Genomic DNA, 16,807 nt, shown 5'->3' with positions numbered 1-16,807 from the left:
CACAAGGATTAAAATGCAAAAAGTAATCGAATTTAGAAAGACTCGTTTTTTGGGTGGCGTAGATATAGCCGCACTGAATGACCGCATACAGGAATTAAATCAAGATGGCTGGAAAGTAATTAGCGCAGTGCCAATAACCGGTTTTTATGGGCAAGTGCACGGTTATACATTACTTATTGAAACTGACGAGCTTTAAATGACATTTACAGTATGGTTAAGCCTAGCGGCTATTTGTATGATGGGCGCAATGTCGCCAGGGCCAAGTTTAGCGGTAGTTTTAAAGCACTCACTTAACGGCAGTATGAAAAACGGAATGCTTGCCGCGCTCAGCCATGGTACCGGTGTTGGGTTATACGCAGGTGCATCGTTATTAGGGCTAGGCGCTTTAATGATGCAGTTTCCGACTGTTTATCAAATACTGGTGTATTTAGGCGCAGCCTATTTGGCGTATTTAGGTATAAAAATATTGCTAGCAAAACCCAGCAATAACGAACTTGAAGTACAAAAAAGTGAAGTAAGTGCTGGCCAAGCTTTACAAGATGGTTTTGCTATTGCCTTTTTGAACCCCAAGCTCGCTATTTTCTTTTTAGCCTTGTTTTCGCAGTTTATTGACCCTCAGCTACTTACTTTAAGCGTGGGCATAATTATGTGTTTAACCGTGTTTGTAATTGATACCGGCTGGTATTTGCTGGTGGCGTTGCTGACAGAGGTTTCAAAGAATCGCTTTGGCTTTACCAAGCAAAGTCCGTGGCTTGATAAAATACTAGGAGTCGTATTTATTGCCCTTGCGATAAAAGTGGTGCTAAGCCTTTAAAGCGCGTTCCCGATGCAGGGCGTGAGCCTACATGCTCCTGCAGCCTAACCCTCATGCCCTGCATACGTATTCATCACATTAATTTTACCTTTTAGTTACAATTTGTTGGTTGTGTTTTAAACAACACAGCAACACCTGACAACAATAACTCAAAGGTTCACACACATGGACAAGTTTAAACTAAGTGCACTTATGCTGGCTTTATTTGCCGCTGATAGTGCATTGGCTGCAAACGAAGACTCAACAAATCAATCACCCAGCACACAAGCTGAAGATTTAGAAATTATTGAAGTGCGAGGCTTTAGTCGCAGTTTAATTCAATCTTTAAATCAAAAGCGTTTTAGCGATACGGTGTCAGAACAAATTTCTGCCGATGATTTAGGGGCACTGCCTGATATTTCAATGGCCGATGCACTTACCCGATTACCCGGTATTTCAGCGGTACGAACGGGCGGACAAGCGGCGCAAATTAATATACGCGGGCTGTCGGGCGGGTTTGTATTTTCAACACTTAATGGCCGCGAGCAAGTATCTACAAGTGGCAGCCGCAGTATTGAGTTTGACCAATATCCGTCAGAATTAATTAGCTCTGCGGCGGTATACAAATCGCCAAAGGCATCGCTTATTGAAGGTGGCGTGGCCGGTACGGTAGAGCTTGAAACCGCCAGTCCACTTAATAATGATCAAACGCATAAATTTGTAGCTAATGTGCGCGGTATGTATAACGACCGCGCCTCAGAGGTATCGGATGCCACTGAATTTGGCGACCGAATTAGTTTTTCGTATCAAGGCAAATATCTAGACGACACGTTAGGCGTAGCGCTGGGCTATGCGCGTTTGTTTCAGCCAAGTGTAGCAACGCAGTTTATTGGCCTTGCGTACAACGACACAAAAGACGTTGATGGCGCAGCTAACGACACCAATGGCCCTTTAGCTAACCCTGAGAACGAATACATTAGCGAAGGTTTTGAGCTACAGCATTTAGGCGGCGAAGAAACCCGTAATGGTTACTTAGCAGCTATAGAGTGGACGCCGGTAGATAACTTTAAATTAAAAGGTGATGCGTTTTTATCGCGCTTTGATAAAGAGTCATTTGCCCGCGGCCTGAGGGTTAAATTAGGCGGGCCAACAGCTGCATATGCTAACGCTCAGCTCGATGGTAATGCCGTAATAGGCGCAGCGGTTAACCGCACTTCGCAAAGTTATACCCGCGTTGAAATAGTGAACGACGACAACCAAGACTTTGACGAAGTAGACAGCTTTGGCGTTAATGCCGATTGGCAGGTAACCGATAGATTAAACGTAAATGCCGATGTGTCGCTTTCTCGCGCAAAAAGTAATTTTAGAAATGGCTTGCTGTGGAGCTTAGTAGCAGAAGATGCCAATGCAGAAACGCCAGTATTTGATAACAACGTAGCAATTAACTATCAATTAAATGGCTTAAATTTACCTGACGTTGGGTTTAATCAGGCGGCCGCCTTTAGTGATATAGACCGTGTAATGGTCAGTAAATACGGAATTTACCCAGATCAAACAGAAGATGAAGTAACTGCATTTAGGCTCGACTTTAAATACGAGCTAGAAAGCGACATATTTAGCTCAGTAGAGTTTGGTGCGCGCTACTCAGATAGAGAGTACAGCCGTAAACGATCGGTATTTGAGTACGGTAACGACGGGGCGTTTTCAGCAACGCAACCCCCTTTGCGTTTAACCGACGATATGGCCTCTGTGGTTGACTGGCAGGGCGAGTTTAGTTATTTCCCATCGTATTTAGCCATTGACTTAGACAAAGCACTTAACGCATGGTTTCCAGATGGTACGCCAGAGCCTGTTCAAACATGGGGTAATGCCGATGGTGTAGACGACGCGCAAGGTTATACAACTAACTATTCGTGGTCAGTGCTGCAAAGCGGCTCGGTGTTTGAAGATGTGCTAGCTGCGTACGTTATGGTAAACATTAACACGCAAATTGCCGGGCTCGACCTATCGGGTAATGTGGGTGTGCGCCGCGTTGAAACCGACCAATCTGCAACGGTACTAGAGAACGTAGCAGGCGATGCGCGCTTAGGTGCGCAAAATATTGTTGATGAGAACGGCATTGTAAATAATTTATACGCACCTAATGTATTAGGCACTAAATACACCGACTACTTACCATCATTAAATTTAAACCTGCAACTTAACGATAATTCACTTGTACGCTTTGCTGCGGCTAAAGTAATGTCGCGTGCGCCAATTAACCGCTTAGCGGGCGATGCCAGTGCAAATGTGAGTGATGATGGGATTATTAATGGTTCAAGTACTAATAACCCATTTTTAAAACCCTTTTATGCCGACCAATACGACTTATCTTACGAATATTATTTTGAAGAAGGTAACGGCACTATCGCTGCGGCGTTATTTTATAAAAATATAGACTCGTTTGTTGAAACCTTATCAATCGAAAACTTCGACTTTAAAGGTAATGGCTTTAACGTTCCTGACTTTATAGAAGACCCCGTTAGTGGCGAGCAAGTTGCCACAACTAACGGTATTTACACCACAGCAGTTAATAACGGTGAAGGTGGCTACATTAGAGGGCTAGAGCTTGCGTATACGCAAGTGTTTACCTTTTTACCTGAGCCATTTAATGGCTTAGGCGCTAATGCAAGTTACTCATACACCGAAAGTGAAATTGAATCGATTACCAGTTTAGGGGGCGACACATTAGCGCAATCTTTACCTGGGCTGTCTAATAACGTGTTTAATGCCACGATTTTTTACTCAATGGATGATTTTGAAACCCGCCTTAATGTGCGTTACCGCGATGAGTTTGTATCAGAGCAGGTTGCCATTAACGAGCAAGTGGTTAATTTTGATGCCGAAACCGTAGTCGACTTTCAAACCTCTTATCGCTTTAGCGACTCGCTAACAATGCTTTTGCAAGTTAATAACTTAACCGATGAACCAACCCAAAGTTACTTTGGCTCAGAGCAACGAACAGGGACGACTCAGTACTTTGGTCGTCAGTTCTACCTTGGTTTTACATACAGTCATTAATTAGCAAACGGAGCGTTTAAAAATGAAAATTATAACTATGTCTAAATATTTGCTAATAACGTTAGCGTTAATGCTATTAGCAGCGTGTGGTGGAACAGATGATGTTGAATCTGGTGAACCATTACTTACCTGTAATGTGCCACAAGTCCCTAATGAAGCGGGAACACAATGTGTCGATCCCGAACCTATATCGTGCCCCGCACCGACAATACCTGATGAAAATAACGAAAGCTGTGTGGTTGGCGCCGACCCAACCCTGCCAGACCCTGTGGTATTTGCAGGGGAAGGAGAGGCGGTTTTATTTTACAACCGCTTAGCCGATGATAACTACGAAGGCTACCGATTACATTCGTGGAATAACGAGGTATGCGATGCTTATGCACCGCCATTTGATACCAGCGATTGGGCTAACGGCCACGAGTACGATGGTATTGACCCTAACTATGGTGCGTACTGGATAATTAACCTTAAAGAGGGTTATAACGAATGTGCCAATTTTATTATTCATATTGGTACAGAAGGGTCAGGTAAAGCGTTTGGTGATGTGGATTTAACCATGCCGCTGATGCAAGACGATGAAACCTTTCAACGTATGAACTTTACCATTGATGGTGAGCCTTCGGTGTTTGAATACCCTATTTTAAGTTTGGGCGAACGCGCAGTTGCTATAGCAGGTGCTTCAGCGCATTGGATTGATTTAAATACTATTTTGTATAAACCAAGTAACGAGCTTACAAGCCTAATTAAGTTGCATTCATCAGCTACGGCTCAGCTTGAAGTGGATATTGATACTGGTTTAAACGGCGATACTGTTACGCTGCAATCAAGCAGTTTAACTGATGAGCAAGCGGCAAAAGTACCGCATTTAACCACTTGGAACGCTTACGAAGGAAGTTGGGATACAAACACGGCTAAAGCACTTATAAAATCGCAGCTTGTTATTGCCGGTTACGATAGTGAAGGTAAGCTGCTAGAAGCAAGCTATGTACAAACCGCTAAAGCTCTCGATGCCCTTTACACACAAGGCGAAGACGACGCTAACGAAGCTGTACTTGGCGTAACTTATGGCAATAACGCGATTGATGTAACTGTGTGGGCACCCACCGCTAATAACATGGTGCTAAACGTGTTTGATGATGCAAAAACACAAGTGCACTCTATACCAATGACATTAAATACACAGACAGGTATTTGGCAAGCAAGTTTAGATATGCAATACGACCGCCACTACTACCGCTTTAATTTTGATGTTTACCACCCACTGACTCAGCAAATAGAGTCGCTTTGGAGTACAGACCCTTACTCACTCAATGTATCTACCAATGGCTTATACAGCCAGCTGATTAATTTAGCCGATGATGACACTAAGCCAGAAGGCTGGGATGAGCGTATCGTGCCTACTATTACTAACCCAGAAGATGCGGTTATTTATGAAGGTCATGTACGTGATTTTAGTGTGCGTGATCAGTCAGTAAGCGAAGCAAACCGCGGTAAATACCTTGCATTCACTGAGCTTGAAAGCGTGCCAATGCAGCACCTTAAGCAATTAGCAGATAAAGGCTTAACACACTTTCATTTACTGCCAGTGACTGATATTGGCACCATTGAAGAGGATGCCTCGCAGCGTGTGGAAATTACAGACACCTTAGGTAAATTATGTGAGCGTATTAACGATGAAGCTGATGCATGTAAAATCGAAGATAAAAGCAGCACCATTGTCGATATTATGCAAAGTTACCTCCCTGGCTCAGACGATGCACAAGCATTAGCCAGTGCGATGCGTGATTTAGATGGCTTTAACTGGGGTTACGATCCGCATTACTTTATAGCGCCTGAAGGCTCGTACGCCTCAAGTCCAGAGGGCATTGCCCGCGTTAAAGAAACCCGCGCCATGGTGCAATCACTGCAAGAAGTAGGACTTCGTGTTGTACTGGATGTGGTTTATAACCACACAACATCATCGGGTATTTGGGATAAGTCGGTATTTGATAAGCTAGTACCGGGTTACTACCATCGCTATAACGAAGTAAGTGGTGAAATAGAGCGCTCAACGTGTTGTGAAAATACAGCTACAGAGCATGTAATGATGGATAAGTTTGTTACTGATTCATTGGTTATTTTAGCGCGTGAATTTGGCTACGACAGTTTTAGATTTGATGTAATGGGGCATATGCCTAAATCATCAATATTAGCTGCGCGTGAAGCCGTGCAAGCAGTTGACCCAGATAACTATTTTTACGGTGAAGGCTGGGATTTTGGTGAAGTAGCTAACAATCGTTTATTCACACAAGCTAAACAGGCTGATATGGCAGGCTCAGAGGTGGGTACATTTAACGACCGTATTCGTGAAGCCGTGCGTGGTGGTGCAATGTTTAGCAATAACCCGACAGATGGCAACCTAGCCGAACAAGACACGTTACGGTTATCGCTGGCGGGCAACTTACAAAATTACATTTTAAAAGACTTTAAAGGTAATTCATCTAAAGGTAATAGCTTTACTTGGAATACTCAGCCAACGGCGTATGCACTAGACCCAGCGGATAGCATTCATTACGTATCAAAACACGATAACGAAACACTGTGGGATCAGTTGCAATACAAACATGCATCAAGCATGAGTATTGAGCAACGTGTGCGCGCGCACAACATGGCATTGTCTATTCCACTTATGAGCCAAGGCATTCCTTTTATGCAATTGGGCGCTGATTTACTGCGTTCTAAGTCAATGGATCGTGATAGCTATAATGCCGGTGATTGGTTTAATGCTGTTGATTTAACCAAAGAGAATAATAACTGGAACATTGGTTTACCAAACGCAGAGAAGAACCAAGAAAAATGGTCTGAAATTATGCCTATATCTGCTAATCCAGATGCACAGGCAATGCCGCAAGACATAGCTTATGCAGGTGATGTATTTAACGAGTTTTTACAAATACGTAGCAGCAGCCCACTATTTAGATTAACCACAGAGCAAGATGTCATTGAGCGAGTGGGTTTTCATAACGTAGGTAAAGCGCAGCAACATGGCTTAATTGTCATGAGCATTGATGATGGCGAAGGACTCACAGACTTAGACCCAGCATTTGACGCGCTTGTAGTGGTGATTAACGCAACCGAGCAAACCCTTAGCCATACTATTGCCACGGCAGCGGGTTTTGAATTACACGACGTATTAAAAAACAGTGTTGATGCAAGCATGGCCAGCGCCAATTTTGCCCAAGGCGATAACGAAGGCACATTTACTGTACCGCCTTACACATTAGCTGTTTTTACTAAAAACCAAGGTGAGAGCCAAGGTGTTGGTTTAAGTGCAAATGCAACCGTAGGCGCGCCTGATGTAGTACCTTATGGCAGCACCGCTGTTTTTGTGCGCGGAACTTTAAACGACTGGGGCACACGCGATGCATTTGAATATATTGGCGAGGGTGAATACCGTGTTGCAATTGCGCTAAGCGCTGGCGATTACGAATTTAAAATTGCCTCAGAAGATTGGTCTACGGTTGATTTTGGTGCGCTTACTGACGCTGATAAAGAGGTAGTTGAAAATCAAAGTGAGCCATTAACGCGCTCAGGTGCAAACATGACCTTTAGCGCTGCTATTGATGCAACCTATGTATTTTCGCTTGATGCTTCAAACCCAGAAAATCCAACGCTTACTTTATACAACGAAGAGCCATTTGTAGGCACTGCTATTTATGTGCGCGGTACGCTTAATGATTGGGGAGTAACCGATGAGCTAAGTTATAAAGGTAAAGGCATTTACACCTTTACTAAAACACTGAGCGCTGCAAGCTATGAATTTAAAATCGCATCAGAAGATTGGAGCACGGTTGATTATGGCTCGGCTGAGGGTGATGCCAGTGTAATGGTTGGCACCGCTGAGCAGTTGTCGGTTGCGGGCGCAAATATGACCATAGACATTGCCGAGCAAGGTGAATACCAATTTATATTTGACGCCAGTGATTTAAATAATGTATCGCTAAAAGTGCTCAACGGCGAAATGTTTGCACAAACACCGGTATTTATTCGCGGCAGCTTAAATGACTGGAGTACTGATAACCCGCTTATGTACGAGGGTGATGCAATTTACTCTGCTTCTATTGAATTAGAGGTGGGTGACTACGAATTTAAAGTAGCGTCTGAAGATTGGAGTACAGTGGATTACGGAGGAGCAGGCGATACGCCGGTAGTGGTAATTGATGAACTAACACCACTTGAAGCGGTAGGCGCCAACATAGCACTGAATATTACCGAACAAGGTACCTACACGTTTAATGTAATAGGCCCAGATAGAGAAAATGTAAGCATACTTATTAATAAGCAGTAGCAGTTATATTTTCCCAAACCTAAGCCGAGCATAGCCCTGTATGCTCGGCTTTTTTAATGCCTAATTAATACCCAACAAAAGGGGGGGGGTTAAAAACGATAGTTAACCGACATCATAACAGTTGTGGTGTTATCGGTATCAATAATGGGTGAGTCTTCAATATCAGAATCGAGCTGCTTATAGTTAAGCATGGCATTTACGTTCCAGTTTTTATTAATGTAATACATTAAAAATAAACCCGCATTGTAGTTAACCGTAGAACTAAGTTCGTAAGGCGCATAGGTGGTAGATTCGCCCTGTGCTACACCATAATAATAGTTAGATACATCACTGCTATTTAGCTCAACACCCACAGAAGGAACGAGCATTAGTTGTTTAGATAACTTAATAGGGTAACTGTAATTGGTTTTAAATTTAGCGCCATCGCCGTGGCCTATTACATCATGAGTAGCACTGGCGCTTATTTTACCAAAGCTTGCAGTGTAACTAACCTGCGTACCAGCGTAGAGTGATAGCTTTCTATCGTCTAAGGCTTTTATGGCTGCAAGGTCTGAATCTGAGGTATCAAAGTTATCACCTGGCTCTAAAACTAATGACCAGTTAAAACCTTGCTGCTCCACTAACTTATAATCAAGCGACAAACCTTTAAAACTAAGTCTTTCGCCTTCGTAAGTAATGATAGGTAAAAATAGCGTTTCACTGTCGGTACCTGCATAAGGTGAGCTGGTAGAAATGACACCGCCCCCTAAAGAAAACTGCGATTCAGCTTGAGCAGTAATACTGCCAAGTGCAAGTGTGCCAACTAATAACCGTAGTGAGTTTTGTATATAAGTGTTCATAGGAGCCTTGGTGTTAAGTAAAAAGTGAAAATTGTTTGCGATAAGTAAAGTGTGCCGCAACGCTATTAGGCTTTAGTGTAGCTATATTTTTGATTGGCGTTTGTAAGAGAGTGTATGAAAGTTTATCTGAATGTAAGTGGATTAATACTCAGGCTTTTAATAAAGATAAAACCTGAGTATGGGTGCTTTAAGCGTGTTGATTTAATTTAAATTGTTTACGGCTATACATAAATAATAACGTGCCTGGAATATATAAAATAAGTGAAAGCGCTAATGTGTTTAGCCCCGCAGCATAAACAAGCCATAAACCATACACACTTGCGCCTAACCCCATTAGCTTAATGGGTACCGAGAGCTTTTGTGCAAAGGCGACTTTTACCATATAGGCGGCAACTAAAAAGTACGGCACCAATATCATAGACGTTGATACAAGCACTAAGGTGTTATAACTCTCGCCAGTAAATAAAATAAGCACTAAGCAAAGTTGCACTGTAAGGCTGGTTAAAGTTAATGACGCTATAGAGGTTCCGTTATGATTTTGCTTTTTAAAAACGTTAGGAAATGCGCCGTATTTAGCCGCGCTGTTAGGCACTTCGGCGGCGTAAATAATCCAACTTAAGTAAGAAGCCAGTACCGACACAATAAGCCCCGCACTTATAATAACTTTGCCTGTAGTGCCACTCATCATGGCCATAATGCCCGCCATTGAAGGGTTACTAAGTTGGGCAATAGTGCTTTGGTTCATTATCCCAAATGACAGCATGGTAATAGCAATATATAAAATAAGCGCTGCAACAACGCCTATCACCGTGGCTAGGCCAATATCTTTACGGTTTTTGGCACGAGCAGAGAGCACAGCAGCCCCTTCAATACCGGTAAATACCCATAAAGTAATAAGCATGGTATTTTTTACTTGATCAATAAAGTCTGTTTGCACACTCACATGGCTTTGATTTGCCTTAAATACGTTAGGGTCAAAATAAGCATAAGCAAAGCCGATAAATAGCAACAGCGGGATCACTTTAGCGATAGTGCCAAGCAGGTTGATGAAAGAGGCCTGTTTAATGCCCTTAACAATAATTAAATGCACAGCCCATAAAATAATAGATTCGCAAATAAACGCCATAAGGGTATTACCCTGGCCAAATAGAGTGAATGTTGGCGTATCTACAAATGCGCCTAAAGCAGCAAAAGCCACGACTAAATAACCCACCACCCCAATGGTGGCGCAAAGCCAATAGCCCCATGCAGATAAAAAGCCCGCTAGTTCGCCAAAGCCTTCTCTAGCATAAATATAAATGCCGCCGTCGAGCTCTGGCTTAGCGCGAGATAATTGTAAAAAACACCCTGCAAGTAATAAAATACCTACACCGGTGATAAGCCAGCCTACTAAAACAGCATTTACACCAGCCACTTCGGCCATATTTTGTGGCAGACTAAATATCCCAGCCCCTACCATTGCACTAAATACCAGCGCGGTAAGTGCGACTAATCCAATTTTATTTTCTTTCATTTTACTACTTACATGTAAGCTAATAATTAGCGTTATAAAGAGGCAAAGTGCTGATTTAACGTTGCAATGTGTTCAGGGCCTATACCGCAGCAGCCACCAATTATGCTGGCACCTTGTTGTTGCCATTGCTTAGCCCATTGCAAGTAAGAAAGCGGGGTTAAGTCTTTGCGAACCTCATCTAACCCTTCGTTAGCTGTGGCTTCTTTAGTTTGTGGCGCAAATGCATTAGCGTAAGCACCCACTTGAACATGCTCTGCTTTTTGTGCTTTTAGTTCCTTTTGGGTTAGAACTAAAGCTTGCTCTATTACCTCAGGCTGGCAGCAATTAAATAAAATGCCTTTTACATTTTCTTTTAGCATTGCAGTGACCGCATCTTGCACCGACTCGCCCGAGCGCAGCTTGGCTTGCTCGTTGGGATTTTCATCGTCAAGGGTAAAGGCAACCCACACAGGTTTTTGATTATCACTTACTTTACTGATTAGTGCTTTAATATCGAGCGCTTCTTGAATGAGGCTTTGGGTTTCTATTAACCACAGGTCGGCATAAGGTGCTAGGCCTTCTATTAGAGGCGTGGCAATGCGTGTTAGTTGCTCTGCTTGGTATAAATCTGGGCGATATGAGCCAAACATAGGAGGTAAACTTGCCGCTATTTTTGTGCCTTTATTGTGTTGCTCGACCGCTTTTTTAGCCGCTAGTCCGGCGGTTGCAGCCAGTGATTTAGCAGATTGGTTAAAGCGTTCTTCGCCAATATGAAAAGGCACTAATGCATAGCTATTTGTGGTAATAACAGTGGCACCACTTTGTATAAAGTTACTATGAGCCTGCGTTACTTTGTCAGGGGCTTCTATTACTGCCAATGCTGACCACTCAGGTTGCTGAAATGGCGCACCAATACGAGTGAGCTCTCTGCTCATGCCGCCATCGAGTAAAGTTAGAGTATGAGTTGTCATTATGTTCCCTTTGTATGAGATAATTTCACTTTGGATGTTTAGACGTCTATAAAGCTATTGCCAGAATATAAAGCACACAATTAGGTTAAACAACCCTATAAATTAAAATAATGGGCGTATTAACTAAGCGTTATCATTGCTTAACAACCTCGTTAAATTGCATTGAAGTAATTGATCACGTAACTTAAACAAGCAGTGTATTTTACTAGCAGTAAAACGCTGTGTTTGAGTAGATTAAGGATAAACCAATGAGCAACCCTATTTTAAAAAGTGCCAGTTTTGATCCCAAAGTGAAGCAATACTGGATGACCATGGCATGCTTTTTTAGTGCCGTTGCACTAGTGACCATTCCACTTATACCTGTGGTGTTATTTGTTGTATGGCTGGTGGCAGGTAAAATATTGGCTGCTATGTCGGCGCAATTACTCACGCAAAAGCTGGTTGTTAAACGCGGCATTTTATTTAAAGAAGAAAAATCTATACCACTTGAAAAAATAACCGATGTGGGGCTCAACCAAGGGCCGCTTATGCGCTTTTTTGGGTTATACCGGTTAAGCTTTGAAACCGCAGGGCAGTCGGGTCATGGCGCATTAGTGTCATTACTTGGTGTTGAAAATGCCAGTGAGTTTAGAGAAGCCATACTTGAGCAAAAAGATAACTTAGCTGCGCAAGCCCCTAAAACACAGGAGCTTGCTGAAGAACACCTCAACCAAGCATTACTTGCTCGCTTAGTTGAGGTAGTAGAGCGCATAGATACGCGTTTGGCAGCTTTAGAGGCGAAGCGTTAAGCGTTTTGTAATTGAGCCTGACCTGCCAGCATACTTAGCTCTTTGGTACGGCTTTCAACAACCTGATATTCGCGCGCTTTAATTGTGCTTATATAATTCCACTTAGCACTGGCTTTTGCAGGTGTAAATGTAACGGTTAAATAGCCGCGCTCCACTAAATTATTATAAGCAAGGTCATCAACTAATAAGGCAATTACTTGCTCTATTTGCGCTACGGTTTGCGCATCTTGTGTGTTTAGCGCTAAATATTCTTCAAGCCCTGGTGATGAAACCGATGCCGTTGCAAATTCCACCCCAGCATTTTGTGAGGCTGCAATAGGGTTACTGGCATCAGTTTTAAGCTGTCCCGCCCAGCCGTTATGAGTATCTCCGGCTAAAACTACTAAGTTTTTTTGTGCTGCAATAGCGGTACCTAATAATACTTCTCGCTCGTAGGCGTAGCCATCCCAGGCATCAAGGTTATACGGTATGGTGGTTTGAACACGCGCAAGCTCTGCCTCGGTTACACTTGGGTCGCCCGCTAATACACGGCCTTTAATTTGCGCCAGCTCTGCAAATAATACATTGGCCTGTGCGAGCAATTCACTTGGATCGCCTCCGTTTGCCTGAGCACTTTGTAAGCTAGCAAGTAGTAACATGACCTCTACTGGTAAGTGCATTTTTGTCATTAGTACTTGTTGCCCTAACACTTGCCACTGTGTGCTTGAGGTCGTGATGGCATCACTAAGCCAGGTAAGTTGTTCGCTGCCTAATAATGCACGGTCAGTTGCGCCTATTGCTGCAGCAAATGCGCTTTGCCCGGCAGGGGAGGTAAGATCAAAATCACTATAGTTAAGCTGCTCATCACGCGCTAATACACGAGTATCTAGCATGTATAAAGAGACTAAATTACCAAACTCAAAGCGTCGGTAAATACGTTCTTTGTCGGCTACATTACGAATTGGCATCCACTCAAAGTAGGCTTGTAGTGCATTGAGTTTACGTTGGCTAAATTCGCCTTCACCTTCGTTATGATTTTCTGCGCCTTCGCGCCATGTGTCGTTGGTGATTTCGTGGTCGTCCCACACTGTTATAAATGCACAGTGGCTATGGGCTGCTTGTAAGTCGGCATCGAGGCGATAATTTGCATAGCGTTTTCTATAATCGGTCAGTGCGATAATTTCGCTGCTGTTATCTAATGGTAGCAGGCGGTCTAACTGCGCGGCGTCTTCGGTTGCATAACCCGTATTGCTGTATTCGTATATGTAATCACCTAAGTGCAGTACCGCATCTAAATCGCTTTGCTTAGCAATTTCGCCATACACATGAAAATACCCGGCAGGATAATTTGCGCACGATACAACGGCTAATTTCACCTGATCAACCGCACCGACAGGAAGCGTTTTACCTTGTCCGATAGGGGAGGTTTTTCCGTGTGCATTAAAGCGATAGTAATAAACGGTGTTGGCATCAAGCCCTTGTAAATCAACTTTAAGAGTAAAGTCGGTGGTATCACTGATATGTGTTTCACCATCGTGAACAATATTTGTAAAGCTTTGGTCGGTGGCGGCTTGCCATTGTACTTTTAACGATTTAGTTGTTACATCGAGTGGGGTTACACGGGTCCAAATAATTAAGCTATCGCTTAGCGGGTCGCCGCTGGCAACGCCGTGGTCAAAGCTAACGGGTGTGTCGTCATCATCGTCAAATCGACAACCTGTTAAACCAAGTGATAATACGGCAGCGCCAAATCCTGCTGCCGATGCTTTTAAAAAACTTCTCCGTGTAAATGCCATTGCTTTGTACCTGTAAAGTGTAAAAAGCAAAGTGTAGGCAATTTAGGTTACTTTTTTGTGAAGCAATTAAAAAACTTCACTTACTTGCGTTGCATTACACGTAATAACGGTAACGTTTTCGTAGCCTACGCGGGTTAGCGCTTCTGCACCTAAGGTGGCGCGGGCACCACTGGCACAATGTAAGTAAATAGGGCGTGCAGCGTCTTTTTCTATTTCCATTAGCTTCATTTCGAGTAATCCGCGTGGAATATTTATTGCCCCTACCGCAGCTACATTGGCATGCTCAGCGGGTTCGCGTACATCAATAAGTAAACCTTTATTTTGTTCTAGCTCTTGCTTTGCTTGCGCTGCATCAATACGGCGTTGGTTAGGTGTGATAATTTTTAGTAAATCAGGAATTGAAGTAAGCATTAGTCTGTAAATCCTCTTTTGCGCAAAAAAGTCATTAATGGGCACCATTTAGTGTAGGCGGATTGCACTAAGTTAATACCAATAAATAACGTTAAAAATTGAAAGTTACTATCAACAAAGTAGCTTAAAAGCACAGAAATTGTAACGGCACTTCCGCCAATTAAGAGTATGGCGTCACTTATTTTCATGAATTGACCTTAACATTAGTTTTTTCTAATGTTAAATTATATTAGAACTTGCTAATGTAAAAGTCTATAATTTAAACACCCAAAATAATTAAGTATCACAATGAATATTGAACAACTTGCAGAAAACGCTCAGCAGGCAGAGCAATTTTTAAAATTAATGGCAAATAAAAACCGTTTAATGATTTTATGTAGTTTATTGCAAGGTGAACAAAGTGTGGGTGAGTTAAATCAAAATGTTCCGTTGGCACAGTCTGCTTTGTCTCAGCATTTGGCGAGTTTACGTAAAGCCCAGCTAGTGGCAACTCGCCGTGAGGGACATACAATTTATTATTCGTTAATTGACCCAAAGGTTGAGTCGATTATTACGTTACTATACGAATGGTTTTGCAAGCAAAGTACAGCTAAATAATGTGTTTTAAATAAAGGTCGCAATTTCATTAAGCGATTTTTTATCAAGTGCATGGGCAGGTACTGTGGCATCATCGCTTGGGTAGCCTGCAATAAGTAGCATGTAAGGACGTTCGTTGTCTTTGTCGCGCTTACAAATGTCGGTTAAAAAACTCATTGGTTTAGGTGTATGGGTAAGCGTAGCTAAGCCACAGCGGTGCAAAGCTTGAATTAAAAAGCCGGTAGCTAAGCCAACAGACTCATGCACATAATAATTCGTATTTTTATCATCGCTGCTTACGCCGCCCTTTTTTTGACTAAATACAGCTATAAGCCAAGGTGCATGCTCTAAATAAGGTTTATTGGCGTCAGTACCTAACGGTTTTAGCGCATCAAGCCACTCTTCTCCTGCTCTGCCTTCATAAAAAGAACGCTCTAGTTTTTCGGCGGCCTCTCTTATTTGTTTTTTTACATCGCTACTGTTTATAGCTACAAAATGCCACGGTTGATGATTCGCTCCACTTGGCGCGGTACCTGCTGCTTTTATACAGGCTTCAATTATATTTTTAGGCACAGGTCGGTCGCTAAAGCTGCGAATACTATGGCGGCGCTGGCTGGTTTGTAAAAATTCGTTTGCGCGTTTTAGCATTTCATCGTGAGGGTATTCTATAAAGTCGTTTAGTGGTTGGCTTTGATGTTTTTGCATGGCTTTACGCTTCTTATAAAGTGTGTGTGGTTTTTATACCGACTGAATAAATGCGAGGCAAGTATTATTACCTGTTGTGTTTATTTATTGTTACAAAATTAACCATGGTGTAACTTATGTTCCTTTTTTTAATGTGGTATAAAAAGCGCAATAAAAAAACTATTAAAATTCAAGGAAGTAAAAATGCTATCAATAACAGGGTTATCTAAAACCTACGATAATGGCGTACATGCACTACAAGGTGTTGATTTATCTATAGGAAAAGGAATGTTTGGGCTGCTAGGGCCAAATGGCGCGGGTAAATCATCACTAATGCGTACTATTTCTACGTTGCAATCTGCCGATTCGGGTTCAATTACTTTTGATGGTATTGATGTTTTTAAAGACCCACAGGCTTTGCGCCAACGTTTAGGTTATCTACCGCAAGATTTTGGTGTATACCCTCGCGTAAGTGCTTACGACTTGCTAGACCATATGGCTGTTTTAAAGGGCATTCATAATAAAGGGGAGCGTAAAGAGTCGGTAGAAGGCTTGCTTGCACATACTAATTTGTATCAACATCGCTCAAAAGCGGTAAGTGGCTTTTCGGGTGGTATGCGCCAGCGTTTTGGTATTGCACAAGCCTTACTTGGTGACCCTGATTTACTAATTGTTGATGAACCAACAGCAGGCCTAGACCCTGAAGAGCGAAATCGTTTTCATAACTTGTTAGTAAGCTTAGGCGAGCAAAAAGTCGTTATATTATCGACCCACATTGTTGAAGATGTGGCAGAGCTTTGCCCAAACATGGCCGTACTGGCAGGCGGAAAAATACTATTAGAGGGTAACCCCATTGCCCTTACCGATAAACTCCAAGGCCAAATTTGGCGTAAAGCCATGAGCCAAGAAGAAGCACTAGAGCTTGAGCCGCAACTGCCTGTTATTTCAAAACGCTTATTTGCAGGGCAAACCATATTACATGTATTAGCCAATGAAGCCCCTGAAGGTTTTGAGCTCAGTAGTGCAAACCTAGAAGATGTGTATTTTTCTACGTTGCTTAATCATCGTAACAGCCAAGTAGCATAAGGGGG

The 16,807-nt window shown here is 42.7% G+C and carries 14 protein-coding genes; 7 read left to right on the top strand and 7 right to left on the bottom strand.

The window, feature by feature from the left end:
- Positions 1-13: 13 nt before the first annotated feature.
- The 4 genes from NQT65_RS17565 (at position 14) to NQT65_RS17550 (ending at position 8,180) form a co-directional block, all read left to right on the top strand.
- Complete coding sequence (locus NQT65_RS17565; protein WP_256851670.1) at positions 14-196, top strand: DUF4177 domain-containing protein; 183 nt, start codon at positions 14-16, stop codon at positions 194-196.
- A complete protein-coding gene (locus tag NQT65_RS17560; RefSeq protein ID WP_004589230.1) occupies positions 197-814 on the top strand; it encodes a LysE family translocator in 618 nt (205 codons plus the stop codon).
- A 165-nt stretch (positions 815-979) separates the two neighbouring features.
- Entirely contained in the window at positions 980-3,853 is a 2,874-nt protein-coding gene (locus NQT65_RS17555; protein ID WP_256851669.1) for a TonB-dependent receptor, read from the top strand.
- Between the two features lie 22 nt (positions 3,854-3,875).
- The gene (locus NQT65_RS17550) at positions 3,876-8,180 is read left to right on the top strand and encodes an alpha-1,6-glucosidase domain-containing protein (RefSeq protein ID WP_256851668.1); all 4,305 of its coding nucleotides are present in this window, start codon (positions 3,876-3,878) and stop codon (positions 8,178-8,180) included.
- 89 nt (positions 8,181-8,269) lie between these two features.
- Here NQT65_RS17550 and NQT65_RS17545 read toward each other — a convergent pair whose 3' ends face one another.
- From NQT65_RS17545 to NQT65_RS17535, 3 genes are all read right to left on the bottom strand, one after another.
- Complete coding sequence (locus NQT65_RS17545; protein WP_256851667.1) at positions 8,270-9,019, bottom strand: MipA/OmpV family protein; 750 nt, start codon at positions 9,017-9,019, stop codon at positions 8,270-8,272.
- Positions 9,020-9,206: 187 nt separating this feature from the next.
- Complete coding sequence (locus NQT65_RS17540) at positions 9,207-10,532, bottom strand: basic amino acid/polyamine antiporter (RefSeq protein WP_029773146.1); 1,326 nt, start codon at positions 10,530-10,532, stop codon at positions 9,207-9,209.
- A 32-nt stretch (positions 10,533-10,564) separates the two neighbouring features.
- Complete coding sequence (locus tag NQT65_RS17535) at positions 10,565-11,482, bottom strand: homocysteine S-methyltransferase family protein (RefSeq protein WP_256851666.1); 918 nt, start codon at positions 11,480-11,482, stop codon at positions 10,565-10,567.
- 248 nt (positions 11,483-11,730) lie between these two features.
- On the opposite strand from NQT65_RS17535, the gene NQT65_RS17530 reads away from it, so the two are divergent.
- Positions 11,731-12,270 (top strand): PH domain-containing protein, encoded by a 540-nt coding sequence (locus tag NQT65_RS17530; RefSeq protein WP_138578625.1) that lies wholly within the window; start codon positions 11,731-11,733, stop codon positions 12,268-12,270.
- Here NQT65_RS17530 and NQT65_RS17525 read toward each other — a convergent pair.
- The 3 genes from NQT65_RS17525 to NQT65_RS17515 all read right to left on the bottom strand — a co-directional run bounded on the left by NQT65_RS17525 (position 12,267) and on the right by NQT65_RS17515 (position 14,644).
- Entirely contained in the window at positions 12,267-14,045 is a 1,779-nt protein-coding gene (locus NQT65_RS17525; protein WP_004589223.1) for an alkaline phosphatase D family protein, read from the bottom strand. The genes NQT65_RS17530 and NQT65_RS17525 overlap by 4 nt on opposite strands.
- Before the next feature lie 66 nt (positions 14,046-14,111).
- On the bottom strand, positions 14,112-14,456 hold the full coding sequence (locus tag NQT65_RS17520) for a rhodanese-like domain-containing protein (protein WP_004589222.1): 345 nt from the start codon (positions 14,454-14,456) through the stop codon (positions 14,112-14,114).
- Positions 14,456-14,644 (bottom strand): YgaP family membrane protein, encoded by a 189-nt coding sequence (locus tag NQT65_RS17515; RefSeq protein WP_004589221.1) that lies wholly within the window; start codon positions 14,642-14,644, stop codon positions 14,456-14,458. Before NQT65_RS17515 ends, NQT65_RS17520 begins: the two co-directional genes overlap by 1 nt.
- 100 nt (positions 14,645-14,744) lie before the next feature.
- Here NQT65_RS17515 and NQT65_RS17510 point away from each other — a divergent pair, with 100 nt between their 5' ends.
- Positions 14,745-15,053 carry an ArsR/SmtB family transcription factor gene (locus tag NQT65_RS17510; protein ID WP_256851665.1) on the top strand — a complete coding sequence of 103 codons (309 nt, stop codon included), beginning with the start codon at positions 14,745-14,747 and terminating at the stop codon, positions 15,051-15,053.
- A 6-nt stretch (positions 15,054-15,059) separates the two neighbouring features.
- Here NQT65_RS17510 and NQT65_RS17505 read toward each other — a convergent pair whose 3' ends face one another.
- The gene (locus NQT65_RS17505) at positions 15,060-15,737 is read right to left on the bottom strand and encodes a nitroreductase family protein (protein ID WP_256851664.1); all 678 of its coding nucleotides are present in this window, start codon (positions 15,735-15,737) and stop codon (positions 15,060-15,062) included.
- Positions 15,738-15,920: 183 nt separating this feature from the next.
- Here NQT65_RS17505 and NQT65_RS17500 point away from each other — a divergent pair, with 183 nt between their 5' ends.
- Entirely contained in the window at positions 15,921-16,802 is an 882-nt protein-coding gene (locus NQT65_RS17500) for an ABC transporter ATP-binding protein (RefSeq protein ID WP_029773142.1), read from the top strand.
- Positions 16,803-16,807 lie beyond the last annotated feature (5 nt).

Source organism: Pseudoalteromonas agarivorans, assembly GCF_024518735.1.
In the GTDB taxonomy this organism is placed as follows: Bacteria; Pseudomonadota; Gammaproteobacteria; order Enterobacterales; family Alteromonadaceae; genus Pseudoalteromonas; species Pseudoalteromonas atlantica.
The sequence above is the reverse complement of the archived record's forward strand: the minus strand, read 5'-3'. Positions and strand labels throughout refer to the sequence as shown.